General features: G+C 67.7%; 13 protein-coding genes. 7 read left to right on the top strand and 6 right to left on the bottom strand.

Translation table 11 applies throughout. From position 1 onward, the window contains the following. The first annotated feature begins 46 nt into the window (after positions 1-46). Both ACP69V_RS10990 and ACP69V_RS10995 read left to right on the top strand, forming a co-directional pair. The gene (locus ACP69V_RS10990) at positions 47-916 is read left to right on the top strand and encodes a hypothetical protein (RefSeq protein ID WP_426023858.1); all 870 of its coding nucleotides are present in this window, start codon (positions 47-49) and stop codon (positions 914-916) included. Next, entirely contained in the window at positions 913-2,028 is a 1,116-nt protein-coding gene (locus tag ACP69V_RS10995; protein WP_426023859.1) for a DUF2336 domain-containing protein, read from the top strand. The genes ACP69V_RS10990 and ACP69V_RS10995 overlap by 4 nt, the downstream gene beginning before the upstream one ends. Positions 2,029-2,276: 248 nt before the next feature. Here ACP69V_RS10995 and ACP69V_RS11000 read toward each other — a convergent pair whose 3' ends face one another. From ACP69V_RS11000 to cysK, 3 genes are all read right to left on the bottom strand, one after another. Beyond that, positions 2,277-2,714 carry a MucR family transcriptional regulator gene (locus ACP69V_RS11000; RefSeq protein ID WP_426023861.1) on the bottom strand — a complete coding sequence of 146 codons (438 nt, stop codon included), beginning with the start codon at positions 2,712-2,714 and terminating at the stop codon, positions 2,277-2,279. Between the two features lie 150 nt (positions 2,715-2,864). After that, entirely contained in the window at positions 2,865-4,085 is a 1,221-nt protein-coding gene (locus tag ACP69V_RS11005) for a DUF2336 domain-containing protein (RefSeq protein WP_426023862.1), read from the bottom strand. A gap of 42 nt (positions 4,086-4,127) precedes the next feature. After that, a complete protein-coding gene (gene cysK / locus ACP69V_RS11010; RefSeq protein ID WP_426023863.1) occupies positions 4,128-5,108 on the bottom strand; it encodes a cysteine synthase A in 981 nt (326 codons plus the stop codon). 147 nt (positions 5,109-5,255) lie between these two features. Here cysK and ACP69V_RS11015 point away from each other — a divergent pair, with 147 nt between their 5' ends. Then, positions 5,256-6,545, top strand: a complete 1,290-nt coding sequence (locus ACP69V_RS11015; RefSeq protein ID WP_426023864.1) for a sensor histidine kinase — start codon at positions 5,256-5,258, stop codon at positions 6,543-6,545. Here the strand turns inward: ACP69V_RS11015 and ACP69V_RS11020 are convergent. Further along, positions 6,542-7,024 (bottom strand): Lrp/AsnC family transcriptional regulator, encoded by a 483-nt coding sequence (locus tag ACP69V_RS11020; protein WP_425985732.1) that lies wholly within the window; start codon positions 7,022-7,024, stop codon positions 6,542-6,544. The genes ACP69V_RS11015 and ACP69V_RS11020 overlap by 4 nt on opposite strands. Before the next feature lie 84 nt (positions 7,025-7,108). Between ACP69V_RS11020 and ACP69V_RS11025 the strand changes: the two genes are divergently transcribed. After that, on the top strand, positions 7,109-8,011 hold the full coding sequence (locus tag ACP69V_RS11025) for an EamA family transporter (protein ID WP_426023865.1): 903 nt from the start codon (positions 7,109-7,111) through the stop codon (positions 8,009-8,011). Between the two features lie 156 nt (positions 8,012-8,167). Here ACP69V_RS11025 and ACP69V_RS11030 read toward each other — a convergent pair whose 3' ends face one another. Continuing rightward, a complete protein-coding gene (locus ACP69V_RS11030) occupies positions 8,168-9,664 on the bottom strand; it encodes a methyl-accepting chemotaxis protein (RefSeq protein WP_426023866.1) in 1,497 nt (498 codons plus the stop codon). A 207-nt stretch (positions 9,665-9,871) separates the two neighbouring features. Between ACP69V_RS11030 and fliI the strand changes: the two genes are divergently transcribed. From fliI to ACP69V_RS11045, 3 genes are all read left to right on the top strand, one after another. Then, complete coding sequence (fliI, locus tag ACP69V_RS11035; RefSeq protein WP_346494917.1) at positions 9,872-11,215, top strand: flagellar protein export ATPase FliI; 1,344 nt, start codon at positions 9,872-9,874, stop codon at positions 11,213-11,215. A gap of 8 nt (positions 11,216-11,223) precedes the next feature. Further along, a complete protein-coding gene (locus ACP69V_RS11040; RefSeq protein ID WP_426023868.1) occupies positions 11,224-11,634 on the top strand; it encodes a flagellar export protein FliJ in 411 nt (136 codons plus the stop codon). A gap of 177 nt (positions 11,635-11,811) precedes the next feature. Then, complete coding sequence (locus ACP69V_RS11045; RefSeq protein ID WP_426023870.1) at positions 11,812-12,879, top strand: endo-1,4-beta-xylanase; 1,068 nt, start codon at positions 11,812-11,814, stop codon at positions 12,877-12,879. A gap of 221 nt (positions 12,880-13,100) precedes the next feature. On the opposite strand, the gene ctrA is transcribed toward ACP69V_RS11045, so the two are convergent. Beyond that, positions 13,101-13,802, bottom strand: a complete 702-nt coding sequence (gene ctrA, locus ACP69V_RS11050; RefSeq protein WP_135193504.1) for a response regulator transcription factor CtrA — start codon at positions 13,800-13,802, stop codon at positions 13,101-13,103. Between the last annotated feature and the right edge of the window lie 226 nt (positions 13,803-14,028).

Genomic DNA, 14,028 nt, shown 5'->3' on the forward strand with positions numbered 1-14,028 from the left:
GTCGAACCCTAGTGTGCGGGCTGCAATTCCTTACCGGAGAGCCGCCTTGCGCCGCGCCCTCGTCCTTTCGACCCTCCTGACCGCCGCCAGCCTCGCGGCCAGCGGCGCCGCCGCCCAGCAGGCGCCGACCAATACCGCCGGCCTGCGCTACCTGTCGTGGCCGGGCAAGCCGCCGGTCGCCGCCCGATCCGCACAGAGCCCCGCCCCGAGGCCCGCTGTCACGCAGCCAGAGGCCCCGCAACCGACCGTCGTCGCCGCCAACCGCACCATCCCCGGCGCTATCCCCTTGGCCCGCCTAGCGCCCGCGCCCTCCGCCGCCACGCCACGCAGCAACGGCCTGACGCCCGCCAGCGCCTGGATGGGCCAGCCCGCCCCCGCTCCCGTGCAGTCCGCCCCCGTGCAGTCCGCCCCTGCCCCCTACACCCCCGCGCCTCAGCCGCAGGCGCCCGAGCCTCAACCTCAACCTCAAGCCGAGGTCGCGCCCGCGCCCGCCCCGCAACAGACAGCCCAGGCGGCGCCCGAACCCCAGCCAGAACCCCAGCCGCAACCGGCCGAAGCCGCCGCCGTCGTCGATCCCATGGCCCCGCGCCGCGACGCTCCCATCTATCGCCTGCAACGGCCCCAGGCCGGCGTCCCCCTCGATGGCGCCGCCGTCGCCGCCTCGCAGCAGGCGGCCCAGGCGCCCCCTTACAGCGACCAAAGCGCCCGCTACTATTCCGTCCACCGCCAGGCCGGCCGTCACCCCGACGCCATCCAGGCCCCGCAGCAGACCTATCTGGACGCCCTGCCGGTCGAGATGACCCAGACGCCGCGCTCGAACGACCTGGCCCAGCCGGACGGTCCCCCGGCCCTGATCCGCAACGCCAACGGCTCCTTGCGCGCCGTGCCCCAGACCGAAGCCGACGACCTGCCATGAACGATCAAGTCGTGATCGAACCTGCCGTGATCCCCGGCTCGCGCCTGCCGCAGCTGATCGCCCTCGCCGGTGAGGAATCCAGCGAGAAACGCCGCCTGCTGCTGCGCGAACTGACCGACCACTTCTTCGGCGTTCCCGACCACAACGCCAACGAGACCGACCTCTACGGCTCGGTCCTGGCCAAGCTGTCCGACGAGATGGAGGTCGCGGTCCGCGCCGAACTGGCCGCCCGTTTCGCCGAGGCGCCCAACGCCCCCCACAACCTGATCCGTCGCTTCGCCGACGACGAGCTGGAGGTCGCCGAACAGGTGCTGCGCGCCTCCAGCGTCCTGACCGACGAAGACCTGATCCACGTCGTGCGCAGGCGCGGCCAGGGTCACCTGCGCGCCGTGTCGGAGCGGGCCACCGTGTCCGAGGCCGTGTCCGACATCATCGTGGAACGCGGCGACGACGACACCCTGGACGCCCTGTTGCGCAACGACGGCGCCCGCCTGTCGCGCGCGGCGTCCGAGACCGCCGTCGAACGCGCCAAGGCCAATCCGGCCCTGCACGCCGCCACGGTCGAGCGTCAGAGCCTGCCTGCCGACCTGCTGAACGAGATGTATTTCGTCGTCGAGGCCCGGCTGCGTCACCAGATTCTGGAACAGAACGCCCGCATGGATCCCGACCTGCTGGAGGCGGCCCTGGCCGCCGGCCGCACGCGGGTCGCCACCGACGACGGCGCCCTGCCCGCCGACTATGCCGAGAACCTGGCCTATGTGGACGAGTTGAAGGCCGCCGGACAGCTGACGCCCCAGGTGCTGATCCGCTTCCTGCGCTCGAACGGCCGCACGCCCTTCCTGATCGCCCTGTCGAAACTGGCCGACATCGACTTCCACACCGCGCGCGGCATCGTCGAGCGCAAGGACCTGGACGCCCTCTCGGTGGTCTGCAAGGCCGCCGATATGGACCGCGCCGTCTACCTGACCTACGCCGTCGCCGTCCTGGGCTCGGAAGACAATCCGATGGGCAAGGCCGCCGCCTACGGCCGCATGTACGGCGAACTGACCCGCGACGCCGCCCTTCGCACCCTGCGCTTCTGGCGCATGCGGCGCACGGCGCAGGCGGCCTGACGCAGCACAGACCTCTCCCTCCCCCTGCGGGGGAGGGTGGCTGAGGCGCAGCCGAAGCCGGGTGGGGACGGCAAGGCGACGTCCCACCATCCTTCTTGTTTCAGGCCAGTGCGTCCCTGCCGGGCCGCCCCCACCCGGTCGCTACGCGACCACCCTCCCCCGCAGGGGGAGGGAGAGGATCGTGCCCCCAAAGCAAAAACGCCCGCCTCCTTTCGGAAGCGGGCGTTTTCACACCGAATATATCCGGCTTATTTCTTGGCGCGCGCCGTCGTGGCGGCGCGGGCGGGCTTGCGGCCGCCCTGGCCCAGGCCCATCGACTTGGCCAGTTCCGAACGCGCCTTGGCGTAGTTCGGAGCGACCATCGGATAGTCTTTCGGCAGACCCCATTTGGCGCGGTAATCTTCGGGGCTCATGTCGTATTTGGTGCGCAGGTGACGCTTCAACGACTTGAACTTGCGGCCGTCTTCCAGACAGATCAGGAAATCGGGCGCGATCGACTTGCGGATCGGCACCGCCGGCTCCTTGGGCTCGGGCTCAGCTTCGACCGGACCATTGGAAACGCCCGACAGGGCGGCGTGAATATTGGCGATAAGCGACGGCAGAGCGTCTGCCGAGACGGAGTTGTTGCCGACATAGGCCGACACGATGTCCGCAGTCATCTCAAGCAGTTCGGGCTTATCTTCCATTATCGACATCGCTTTCATGATCTATTGAGTTCGACCGATTCTCGGCTCGAACTGTCCCTATAGCGTCATAGGGTTGTTCTCGCTCGAAAGCAAACACGCGACGAATCGCGACGACGCGCACGTGCATATACGTATCTGTAGTGGTTAAGATCAGCGGCCGAAGTCTTCGGCCAGCACCATCATCGCCGCGCGTTCGGGCGCCGAATATTCGTCGACAGCATCATCCTCGCCGTCGCGTATGGCGCGCAGCAAGGACGGCGTCAAAGCCGACGACAAAGACCAGTTCCAGTATCTCAACACCGTCTGCGCCCGGTCGACCGCCAGCATCTCATAGGTGATCTGCACCCGCTCCCAGTCGGGATGGATCTTGCCGTCCGCCAGGGTCTCGGGCCGACGCATCGAGCGCCACAGGTTCGTCAGGTCCACGCGCGACATCCCCGTCGCCTTGCACAGGATCGCCAGCGGCTCCCCGCCCGGATCGCCCAGCAGCTTGGCCCCCGTCAGCGGCTTGACCCCCGCCAGGAAGGCGATCTCGGACGCCGTCTCGCGCGTCAGCCCGTCGCGCGCGGCGACCATGACGGCCTGTTCTAGACTGTCGAAAGGGCTTTTTTCAATGGCGGCGCGGTTGCGCTGGCGACGCTCGATGAACTGCAGCGCCTTGCGCGCCACCGGATCGGCCCAGCCCTCTTCGGCGGCCAGGGGGAAGACGTCCTCGGACGCCTCCTGCATGACTTCGCGCGACACGGCGAACCGCTGCAGGATGGTGCGGCGATCCTCGGGCACGCACCACCAGAACATGACATAGGCGCCCGACGGCCTCAGCTCCGGCCGTTTCAGCAACGGGCCACACAGACCCGGCGACTGACGGCTCAGGCCCACCACCGTCTCGATCCCGACCTGGGACAGGCGCGCGGTCTTGTTGCGCAGGACCGCCTCGATCACCTCCATCTCGCCGAACGAGAACAGGGTCTCGGTCACGATCTCGGACAGGCCCCGACGCGCCGCGATCAGCAGCCGATGTTCGAAACTGGCGTCGCGCGCACAGCCGACGATGTCGGCATCGCTCAACGACGCGCACTGTTCGATCAGCAGGCCGGCGATCTCCGGCTCGTCGCGCAACAGGATGCGCGCCACGCTATTGGGCAGTTCGGCCAGCGGCGCCAGGCGCGAGGCGACCCGCCGCCGCTCCTCGCGCGACGCCAGACGCAGCATCTCGACCAGCAGATCGCCGGTGACCGCTCGCTCGAAGGCGTTGATCCGACTGGCGGGAAGCGACACGACATCGGCCAGCCGCTTCAGCAGCGCACGGCGTGCGCGCAGCGGCGTCTCCGGCGTCGCCTCTTCCCCCATCATGGCTGACAGTTCGCCCATTCGCCGACTTTAGCGAGCAGCGGTTAACCGGGCGTGAGCCGCCTAAAGTCCCTCGAACAGGGCCGTCGACAGATAGCGTTCGGCAAAGGACGGGATGATGACCACGATGGTCTTGCCCGCATTCTCGTCCAGCGCTGCAAGCCTGAAGGCGGCGGTCAGGGCCGCGCCCGAGCTGATGCCGACGGGGATGCCTTCGACGCGGGCGGCCTTGCGCGCCATGTCGAAACTATCGTCGTTCGAGACCTGTTCGACCCCATCCACCACCGACGGATCGTAGATGGCGGGCGTGAAGCCGGCGCCGATGCCCTGGATCTTGTGCGGGCCGGGCGCGCCGCCGGACAGCACCGGCGAGGCCTCCGGCTCGACCGCGATCATTTTTACAGAAGACTTGCGCGCCTTCAGCGCCTGGCCCACGCCCGAGATGGTGCCGCCGGTGCCGACGCCGGCGATGACGATGTCCACCGCCCCGTCCGTGTCGTTCCAGATTTCCTCGGCCGTCGTGGCCCGGTGGATGGCGGGGTTGGCCAGGTTCTCGAACTGCGACGGGCTGACCGAGTTCGGGGTCGTCTCCAGCAGCTCCTGAGCCCGCGCGATGGCGCCCTTCATGCCCTTTTCGGCCGGCGTCAGCTCAAGCTGGGCGCCCAGCAGGGCCAGCATCTTGCGCCGTTCGATGGACATGCTCTCGGGCATGCACAGGATCAGCTTCAGCCCCTTGGCCGCCGCCACGAAGGCCAGGGCGATGCCGGTGTTGCCGCTGGTCGGCTCGACCAGGACCGTATCCTTGTTGATCTTGCCCGCGTCCTGCAACGCCTCGACCATGGCCACGCCGATCCGGTCCTTGACCGAGGCGATGGGGTTGAAGAACTCCAGCTTGGCCAGCACCGTGGCCTTGGCCCCGTATTCCGCCGACAGACGCGGCAGCCGCACGATGGGCGTGTCGCCGATGGTGTCGATGATCGAGTCATAGACCTTGCCCCGGCCCTTCTTCAGGTGGCGGGACGCGTCGTAGCTGAAGTCGGTCATGGGGAAAGTCTCCTCGATTGCAGGCGCCCAAAAGATAAGGCCTCGCCGCACCGCGCAAGGGGGCGAACGCGATCATTTCTGCGCGAGCCTTTCAGAGCGGCTATGTAGGCCTATATGACGCCGTCGCGCGAACCGAGATTATCTCCCTTGCCCCACACCCGCCCGCCTTCCGACACCGGCCTGACGCCAGAGATCGCCGAACTGGTCGCGGAGGTGTACGCCGACACGGCCGCAGAGACCCAGATCCGCATGGACGATCCGGTCGCGCCCAAGGTCGAGGAGACCCCGGCCCCCGAGACCCGATCCACCGCCGACGAACTGCGCTATCGCCTCAAGCAGCAGTCGCTGCTGGCGCGGTTCGGCGAGGTGGCCCTGCGCGAGCGGGATCGCCAGGCCCTGCTCGACGCCGCCTGCGAGGTTTGCGCCGACGGACTTGAGACTCCGCTGTCCAAGGTGCTGATCCACAACGAGACCCGCGACCGCCTGGTCTTGGTCGCCGGCGTGGGCTGGAGCGGCGAGGTCGAGGGCCGCGCCTCGCTGGGCGTCGAGCTGGATTCCCCGGCCGGCTACGCCTTCCAGACCGGCAAGCCCCTGATCTCCAACCATCTGGACATCGAAGACCGGTTCAAAACGCCCAAACTGCTGGCCGACCACGGGGTGCGGCGCGCCATAAACGTGCTGATCCGGCCCGAACTGGACGGCGACCCCTGGGGCGTGCTTGAGGTCGACAGCCCCGACGAGGGTCAGTTCGACGCCCGCGACGCCCTGTTCCTGGACGCCTTCGCGGCCGTCGTCGGCGCCGCCATCGCCCGCCAGCAGACCGAGCAGCGGCTGCTGGCCGCCATCGAACACCAGGCCCTGCTGACTCGCGAGGTCAGCCACCGCGTCAAGAACAGCCTGTCCCTGGTCTCCAGCCTGCTGTCGATGCAGGCGCGGGGCGCCGCGTCCGACGACGTGCGCACCGCCCTGGCCACGGCCGGCGCGCGCATTCAGGCCATCAGCCAGGTACACGACCAGCTGTGGCGCGGCGCCGACGTCCAGACCGTGATCCTGTCCGACTTCCTGTGCCTGCTGTGCGCAGCCATCGACACCGGCAGCGATCGTCACGTCATCACCTGCGAGGCCTCCGATGCGCCGCTGGGCGCCGACATCGCCATTCCGCTGGGCCTGATCGTCAACGAACTGGTCACCAACGCCATCAAATACGCCTATGGCCCCGACGGCGGCGGCATCGCCGTGACCGGCCGGATCGCGGACGGTCGCCTGACCGTGACGGTGGCGGACCAGGGCAAGGGCTTCGACCTGATCGCCGCCCGCAGCGACCGCAGCCTGGGCATGCGCGTGATCGACAGCCTGGTGCGCCAGATCGGCGGGACCATCGAGAACACAACTCAAGGCGTCGGCGCCGTCCTGGTGGTCGAGGCGCCTGCGCTCTAGCGCTCCAGCACAGCGCGCGCGGGATCGAAACCGACCACCTCGCGGATCACGATCATGCTCTTGAAGCCGCGCACGCCCTTTTCGGGGATCAGTTCGCGGATGCCGAAGGCCTCGTAGTCCTGCATCGACCGCACGGCGACGGTCAGCAGATAGTCGGTCTCGCCCGTCACGTCCCAGGCGCCCTGCACCTCGGGACTGGCCTTCATGGCGCGCTGAAAGTCGTCCATTACCTTGCGGTCCTGGGTGTTCATCTCGACCTGGACATGCAGGACGATGCGCGGTTCGACCCGGGCGGGATCGATCACGGCGACGTCGGCGGCGATGACCCCTTCCGCCCGTAGACGACGCAGGCGGCGCAGCACGGCGGATTCCGACAGGCCCACCGCCTCGGCCGTCACCCGCGCCGGTTCCAGATTGTTGCGCCGGACCCGGGCCAGCAGCCGATGGTCGAAATCGTCGAGGGTGACGAAATTCGTCATTGCATGGCCTTTCGTGACGATTTCAGGCGCATTCAAGCGGAAAATCGCCGGGAAGCGCAAGCGGGATTCGGCTACTCATCGGCCATGACTTCCGTGGCCCTGAAATCGCGCCTGACCTCGCCCTTCGCGATGCGCGTCATCCCCTATCTGGCGCTGTTCGCGGGCATGGTGACTCTGGCGGGCGGCACCTCCTTCGCCAAGACCCTGTTCCCGATCATCGGGGCGGAGGGGACGTCGGCCTATCGCGTCGGGATTTCGGCCCTGGTGCTGGTCGCGGTGTTCCGGCCCTGGCGGTTCCGTCTGGCCCGCGCGGACCTGGGCGCCATCGCCCTGTACGGCGTCGTTCTGGGGGCGATGAACCTCAGCTTCTACATGTCGCTACGCACCATCCCGCTGGGCCTGGCCATCGCCATCGAGTTCATGGGGCCGCTGACCCTGGCCCTGATCCATTCGAGGAAACCCATCCATTTCGTCTGCATCGGCTTTGCCGTCGTGGGCCTGGGCCTGCTGCTGCCGCTCAAGGCCGGAGCGGGGGCGCTCGATCCGGTCGGCATGGCCTTGGCCGCCTTCGCCGGCCTGTGCTGGGCGCTGTACATCGTGTTCGGCAAGCGGCTGTCGCACATCCATGCCGGCCAGTCGGTGGCCTTGGGCATGAGCGTGGCGGCCCTGGTCGTCGTGCCGTTCGGCGTGGCCCATGCGGGCGCGGCCCTCTTGAACCCGGCGATCATCCTGGCCGGCGTGGCGGTCGCGATCTTCTCCAGCGCCCTGCCCTATTCGCTGGAGATGGTCGCCCTGCGCAGCATCCCCAAACGCACCTTCGGCGTGGTGCTCAGCGCCGAGCCGGCGGTCGGCGCCCTGGCCGGCCTGCTGATCCTGCACGAACACCTGACTGGCCAGCAATGGCTCGCCATCGCCGCCATCGTCGTGGCCTCGGTCGGCGCCATCGCGACGACACGCGAACCGAAGGTGGGGCCGGAGCCGGTTTAGGCCCGTCACTCACGCTCCTCACACCGTCATCCTAGGGCTTGTCCCTAGGATCCAGACTCCCGGTATTCCAAGGTCATGCACCCTGCGGACGCACCGGGAGTCTGGATCCTCGCCACAAGGGCGAGGATGACGGGAGTGACAGAGGCGCGGCCCCCGTCAGAACTCTTCCCAGTCCTGGGCCGGCGCCGACGCAGCCGCCCCGCCTCCGGCATAGGCGCGGATGCGGGCCCGTTCGCGGGCCAGGGGAACCGGGCCGCCCCCCTGCGACAGGTCGTGGACCCGCGTCTGCGCCGGCGCCTCGCCCGTGTCGAACCGCTCGACCAGCTGGGCCAGTTGCTCGGTCTCGGTCTTCAGGCTCATGGCGGCGGCCGTGGTTTCCTCGACCATCGCCGCATTCTGTTGCGTCACCTGATCCATCTGATTGACGGCGCTGTTGACTTGGCTCAGCCCCGTGGCCTGTTCCTGGGCCGAGGCGGCGATTTCGGAGATCAGGGCGTCCATCTCCGCCACCTTGACCGCGATGGCCGACAGGGCCGATCCCGTCTCGTTGACCAGGTTCACCCCTTGCGCCACCTCCTGACCCGAGGTGGTGATCAGGGTCTTGATCTGTTTCGCGGCCTCGGCCGACCGCTGGGCCAGCGCCCGCACCTCTGACGCGACCACCGCGAAACCGCGCCCCGCCTCGCCGGCCCGCGCCGCCTCGACCCCGGCGTTCAGGGCCAGCAGATTGGTCTGGAAGGCGATCTCGTCGATCACGCCGATGATGTCGCTGATCTGGGTCGAACTGCGTTTGATGCCGTCCATCGCCGCAATGGCCTGACGCACCACCTCGCCCGAGCGGTCGGCCTCGGCCCGTGCGCCCACGGCGGCCGATGAGGCCTGTCTGGCGCCGTCCGCGCTGCGTTTCACCGTGGCGGTGATCTGGTCCAGCGCCGCCGCCGTCTCTTCCAGGCTGGCGGCCTGCTGTTCGGTGCGGCGCGACAGGTCGTCGGACGCGCTGGAGATTTCGCTGACCCCGCCTCTCAGGCCCGCGACGGCCTGCAACGCCTGACCCAGGGTCTGACGCAGGCTTTCGACCGCCGCGTTATAGTCGTCGCGCACCCGGATGTGGGCGCCCTGCACCGGCGCATCGATCCGCGCCGTCAGGTCGCCCGCCGACAGCCGCGCCAGGGCGCCGGCCAGGGCCTCGACCAGCAGGTTCTGCGCCTGTTCCGCCGCCAGCCTTTCGGCCTCGCGTCGTGCGGTCTCCTGCTCTTCGGCGGTGATGTCCACGGCCAGTTTGATGACCTTGGTCGGGCGTCCGTCTGGGCCGAAGACCGGGTTGTAGGAGGCCTGCAGCCAGACCTCGCGCCCGCCCTTGGCCAGACGCCGGAACTTGCGCGCCAGAAACTGGCCCGCGTTCAGATCACGCCAGAAGGCCGCATAGTCAGGCGAAGCCACCCTTTCCGGGTCCACGAACAGACGGTGATGGACGCCGCGGATTTCCTCCAGGCTGTAGCCCATCGTTTCCAGGAAGTTCTGGTTGGCGCCGATGATGGTGCCGTCGAGATTGAACTCGATCACCGCCTGAGACCGGCCGATGGCCTCCATCTTCCCTTCCAGATCAGCCAGACGCCCTTCACTCGTTGCCTGCATACGACGCTTGGTGAACATCCTGGCCTCCCCTGACCTTGTGGATGATGATCGCTGAGTGTCGTGCCTAATGATTGCTAAACCGTTGCTCGCAAGGGTTGTTAAGCATAAGGTGAAATACGTATCAGAGACACTTCGGGTTGCCGATTGGGATGCGGCGATGCGGCGGCTTCACCCCCCGTTAACCATGATGGCGCATCTCTGGCCCCCTGTTCCTGGGGTCTGTTTTTGCACAATCTCGTCGCCGCCGTCGAAGCGATCGATCCGCTGGTCGTGACCGGCAAGGTCGCGGGCGTGTCGGGCCTGCTGATCGAGTCGCGCGGCGGCCTGTCGCGCCTCGCCGTCGGCGCCCGCGCCGAGATCAGCCGACGCGGCCATTCCCCCCTGCCGGCCGAGGTCGTCGGTTTCCGCGATTCCAAGGCCCTGCTGATGCCCTTCGGCCCGGTCGAGGGCGTGGCCCCCGGCGCCGACATCCGCATCATCGACCAGGCCGCCAGCGTGCGCCCCACCACCGCCTGGCTGGGCCGGATCATCGACGCCTTCGGCCAGCCCATCGACGGCAAGGGTCCGCTGCCGCAAGGCCCTGCCCCCTACCCCTTGCGCGCCCCGCCGCCGCCCGCCCATTCGCGCGGTCGCGTGGGCGAGCGTCTGGACCTGGGCGTGCGGGCCATGGACGTCTTCACCACCACCTGCCGGGGCCAGCGCCTGGGCATCTTCGCCGGGTCGGGCGTGGGCAAGTCGGTGCTGCTGTCCATGCTGGCCAAACAGGCGACCTGCGACGCCGTCGTGGTCGGCCTGATCGGCGAACGGGGCCGGGAGGTGCGCGAGTTCGTGGAAGAGACCCTGGGCGAAGAGGGGCTGAAACGCGCCGTCGTCGTGGTCGCCACCTCGGACGAGCCGGCCCTGAAACGCCGTCAGTCGGCCTATATGACCATGGCTATCGCCGAATATCTGCGCGACCAGGACCTGGAGGTGCTGTGCCTGATGGACAGCGTCACCCGCTTCGCGATGGCCCAGCGCGAGATCGGTCTCGCCGCCGGCGAACCCCCGACCACAAAGGGCTACACGCCCACCGTCTTCACCGAACTGCCCAAGCTGCTGGAGCGCGCCGGCCCTGGCCCCGTGCGTCCCGACGGCACGACAGCGGCGCCCATCACCGCCCTGTTCACCGTGCTGGTGGACGGCGGCGACCATGACGAGCCCATCGCGGACGCCGTGCGCGGTATCCTGGACGGCCACATCGTCATGGACCGCAAGATCGCCGAGCGCGGGCGCTTCCCCGCCATCGACGTGCTGAAATCCGTCAGCCGCACCATGCCCGCCTGCCAGACCCCGCCCGAGCGCGAGCTGAACAAGCGCGCCCGCCAGTGCCTGTCGGCCTATGCGAACATGGAAGAGCTGATCAAGATCGGCGCCTATCGCACCGGCGCCGACCCCATCGTGGACCGCGCCATCGCGCTGAACCCCGCGCTGGAAGATTTCCTGGGACAGGACAAGGACGACCACACCCGTCTTTCCGATTCCTTTACCCGGCTGGAGCACATCCTCAATCAAGGCATGATCAGGGAGTAATGATTTAGATGACCGCTTGGGCCCAATCCCTGATCCGCATTTCCAACTACGAGGTCGAGACGCTGCAGAAGCGCCTGGCCGAGATCACCGAACGCCGCGCCACCGCTGAAATGCGTCTCGCCGTGCTGGACGCCGAGGCTGAAGCCGAACGCGACCGCGCCCGCATGGACGCCGAGGCCGGCATGATGTTGGGCGCCTATCTGAACGGCTGGAAATCCCGCAAGTCCAAGGCCGAGGGCGACCTGACCGTGCTGGACGCCGAGGAAGCCGGCGCCCGCGACGCCCTGACCGGCGCCTTCGAAGAGCTGAAGAAGTTCGAACACGTCGCCGAGACCACCCGCCTGAACCAGCTGGTCGCCATCGCCAAACGCGAAACCGCCGCCTTCGACGAACTGGGCCTGCGGAAACGTGCGGTCTGACGACCGACATTCTCCCTCCCCCTGCGGGGGAGGGTGGTCGCGAAGCGACCGGGTGGGGGCGGCCAGGCAGGGTCGCAACTGCCTGATGCAAGACAAGTCCGTGGGATGTCGCCCTGCCCTCCCCACCCGGCTTCGGCTGCGCCTCAGCCACCCTCCCCGGAGCGGGGAGGGAGAGGCATGACGCCGACCCGCCGCACCCTCCTCGCCTCGTCTCTGGCCCTGCCCCTCGCCGCCTGCGACCGCTTCGCCTCCGCCGAAGCCACCCCGCCCAACGTTCCCCCGCTGAAATCCATCGCCCCCGCCCCCTTCGGCACGGCGATCAAGGCGATGCAGATCGACGACCCCGACTGGGTCGCCCTTGCCCGCGCCAACGTCTCCCAGCTCACGCCCGAGTGGGAAATGAAGATGGAATACATCCTCGCCAACGGCCTGGACCGCCCCAACTTCGACCGCACCGACCGCATCGCCGCCTTCGCCCAGGCTGAGGGCATGGCGATGCACGGCCACACCCTGATCTGGTATTCGCAAGGCCAGGAAGCGTTCGCCGGCATGGACGACGCCGCCTTCGACCGCGCCTTCGACGGCTATATCGCTGCGGTCGCCGGTCGCTATCGCGGCAAGGTCCGCAGCTGGGACGTGGTCAACGAACCGATCCTGGACGACGGCTCGGCCATGCGCGACTGCCACTGGTCACAGCGCTACGGCCACGACGGCTATATCCTGCGCGCCTTCGAAAAGGCCCGGATCGCCGATCCCGAGGCTGTCCTGTTCCTGAACGAATACAATCAGGAAAGCGTCCCGGCCAAGGGCGTGCAGTTCCTGAAACTGGTCGAGCGCCTGCTGAAGGCCGGCTGCCCGCTGCAGGGGCTGGGCCTGCAATCCCACCTGTGGATCGACATTCCCGAGGGCGTCATCGCCGCTTATCTGCGCGAGGTCGCCCAGTTCGGTCTGCCGATCCATGTGTCCGAGCTGGACTGCACCCTGCGCACCGAAAACCGGCTGGATATGCGCAAGGCAGCCGACCGCCTCGCCGCGCAAGCCGCGCGCGTCACTGAACTGGCCTCGGCCTTCGCCGCCTTGCCCAAGGCCCAGCAGTTCGCCTTCACCGCCTGGGGCCTGCGCGACACCGACAGCTGGTATCGCCAGGGCGAAAAGGACGATGGCCGGGACAAGCCCCTGCCCTTCGACAGCTTCGGCCGCCCCAACCCGATGGCGGCGGCCCTGGCGGCGGGGTTCCAGCGGTAGGGCCTCTCTCCCTCCCTCTGCGGGGGAGGGGCGTCGCGCAGCGACGGGGTGGGGGCGGCAGGGCGAAGTCGCACGGATCTGTCGAAGTCAGCGCTCGGTCACCCGGTCCTTCCCACCCGGGTTCGGCTCCGCCTTCGCCCCCCTCCCCATGAAGGAGAGGGAGAAACGCAAAACGCCCGCCGTTTCCGGCGGGCGTTTCGAAATCGGCGGATCGAGACCGATCAGGCGGCGACGGTGACGACGCTCTCCGACGGGTCGCGCAGCACATAGCCGCGGCCCCAGACGGTTTCGATATAGTGTTTGCCGTCGGCGGCGGTGGCCAGCTTCTTGCGCAGCTTGCAGATGAAGACGTCGATGATCTTCAGCTCGGGCTCGTCCATGCCGCCGTACAGGTGGTTCAGGAACATTTCCTTGGTCAGGGTCGTGCCCTTGCGGAGGCTCAGCAGCTCCAGCATCTGGTATTCCTTGCCCGTCAGGTGGACGCGGTGACCGTTCACCTCGACCGTCTTGGCGTCCAGGTTCACGGCGATCTCGCCGGTGTGGATGATCGCCTGGGCGTGACCCTTGGAGCGACGGACCACGGCGTGGGTGCGCGCGATCAGCTCGTCCTTGTGGAAGGGCTTGGTCATGTAGTCGTCGGCGCCGCCGCCGAAGGTCTTGACCTTGGTTTCGATCTCGTGGCTGCCCGACAGGATCATGACCGGGGTGTTGACCTTGCCGACGCGCAGCTGGCGCAGGACTTCCAGGCCGCTCATGTCCGGCAGGTTCAGGTCAAGCAGAATGAGGTCGTAGTCATAGATCTTGCCCAGATCGATGCCTTCTTCGCCCAGGTCCGTCGTATAGACGTTGAAGCCTTCCGACTTCAGCATCAGTTCGATGCTTTGGGCGGTTGCGTGATCGTCTTCAATCAACAGGACGCGCATACGTGCCCCTCCAGGCAAAAGCTTTGCGGTAACCACCCTGACGAACGTCCGGGTAACCTTGTTCGCAAGTTAAGACGTGAAAACCTTAAGAAGGGTTAACGCCATCCGATTGAGTCGAATCTAGGGTGATTTGCGAATCGCCGTCGAGGGGTTGGAGTCAACGATTCGAAATTTATTAACCATGTTGCATCGGCCGACGTCGCCCCGCCTCGCCGCTTCATCCCCT

The sequence above is a fragment of the Brevundimonas sp. PWP3-1b1 genome (genome assembly GCF_049896065.1).
GTDB lineage: Bacteria > Pseudomonadota > Alphaproteobacteria > Caulobacterales > Caulobacteraceae > Brevundimonas > Brevundimonas intermedia_B.

Bases quoted from the DNA above. Each gene is read 5' to 3' on its own strand.
- ACP69V_RS11020 (WP_425985732.1), bottom strand. From the start codon at position 7,024: ATGACGAATTTCGTCACCCTCGACGATTTCGACCATCGGCTGCTGGCC.
- ctrA (WP_135193504.1), bottom strand. From the start codon at position 13,802: ATGCGCGTCCTGTTGATTGAAGACGATCACGCAACCGCCCAAAGCATC.
- ACP69V_RS11005 (WP_426023862.1), bottom strand. From the start codon at position 4,085: ATGGGCGAACTGTCAGCCATGATGGGGGAAGAGGCGACGCCGGAGACG.
- ACP69V_RS11000 (WP_426023861.1), bottom strand. From the start codon at position 2,714: ATGGAAGATAAGCCCGAACTGCTTGAGATGACTGCGGACATCGTGTCG.
- ACP69V_RS11025 (WP_426023865.1), top strand. From the start codon at position 7,109: ATGACTTCCGTGGCCCTGAAATCGCGCCTGACCTCGCCCTTCGCGATG.
- ACP69V_RS11040 (WP_426023868.1), top strand. From the start codon at position 11,224: ATGACCGCTTGGGCCCAATCCCTGATCCGCATTTCCAACTACGAGGTC.
- cysK (WP_426023863.1), bottom strand. From the start codon at position 5,108: ATGACCGACTTCAGCTACGACGCGTCCCGCCACCTGAAGAAGGGCCGG.
- ACP69V_RS11045 (WP_426023870.1), top strand. From the start codon at position 11,812: ATGACGCCGACCCGCCGCACCCTCCTCGCCTCGTCTCTGGCCCTGCCC.
- ACP69V_RS11030 (WP_426023866.1), bottom strand. From the start codon at position 9,664: ATGTTCACCAAGCGTCGTATGCAGGCAACGAGTGAAGGGCGTCTGGCT.
- ACP69V_RS10995 (WP_426023859.1), top strand. From the start codon at position 913: ATGAACGATCAAGTCGTGATCGAACCTGCCGTGATCCCCGGCTCGCGC.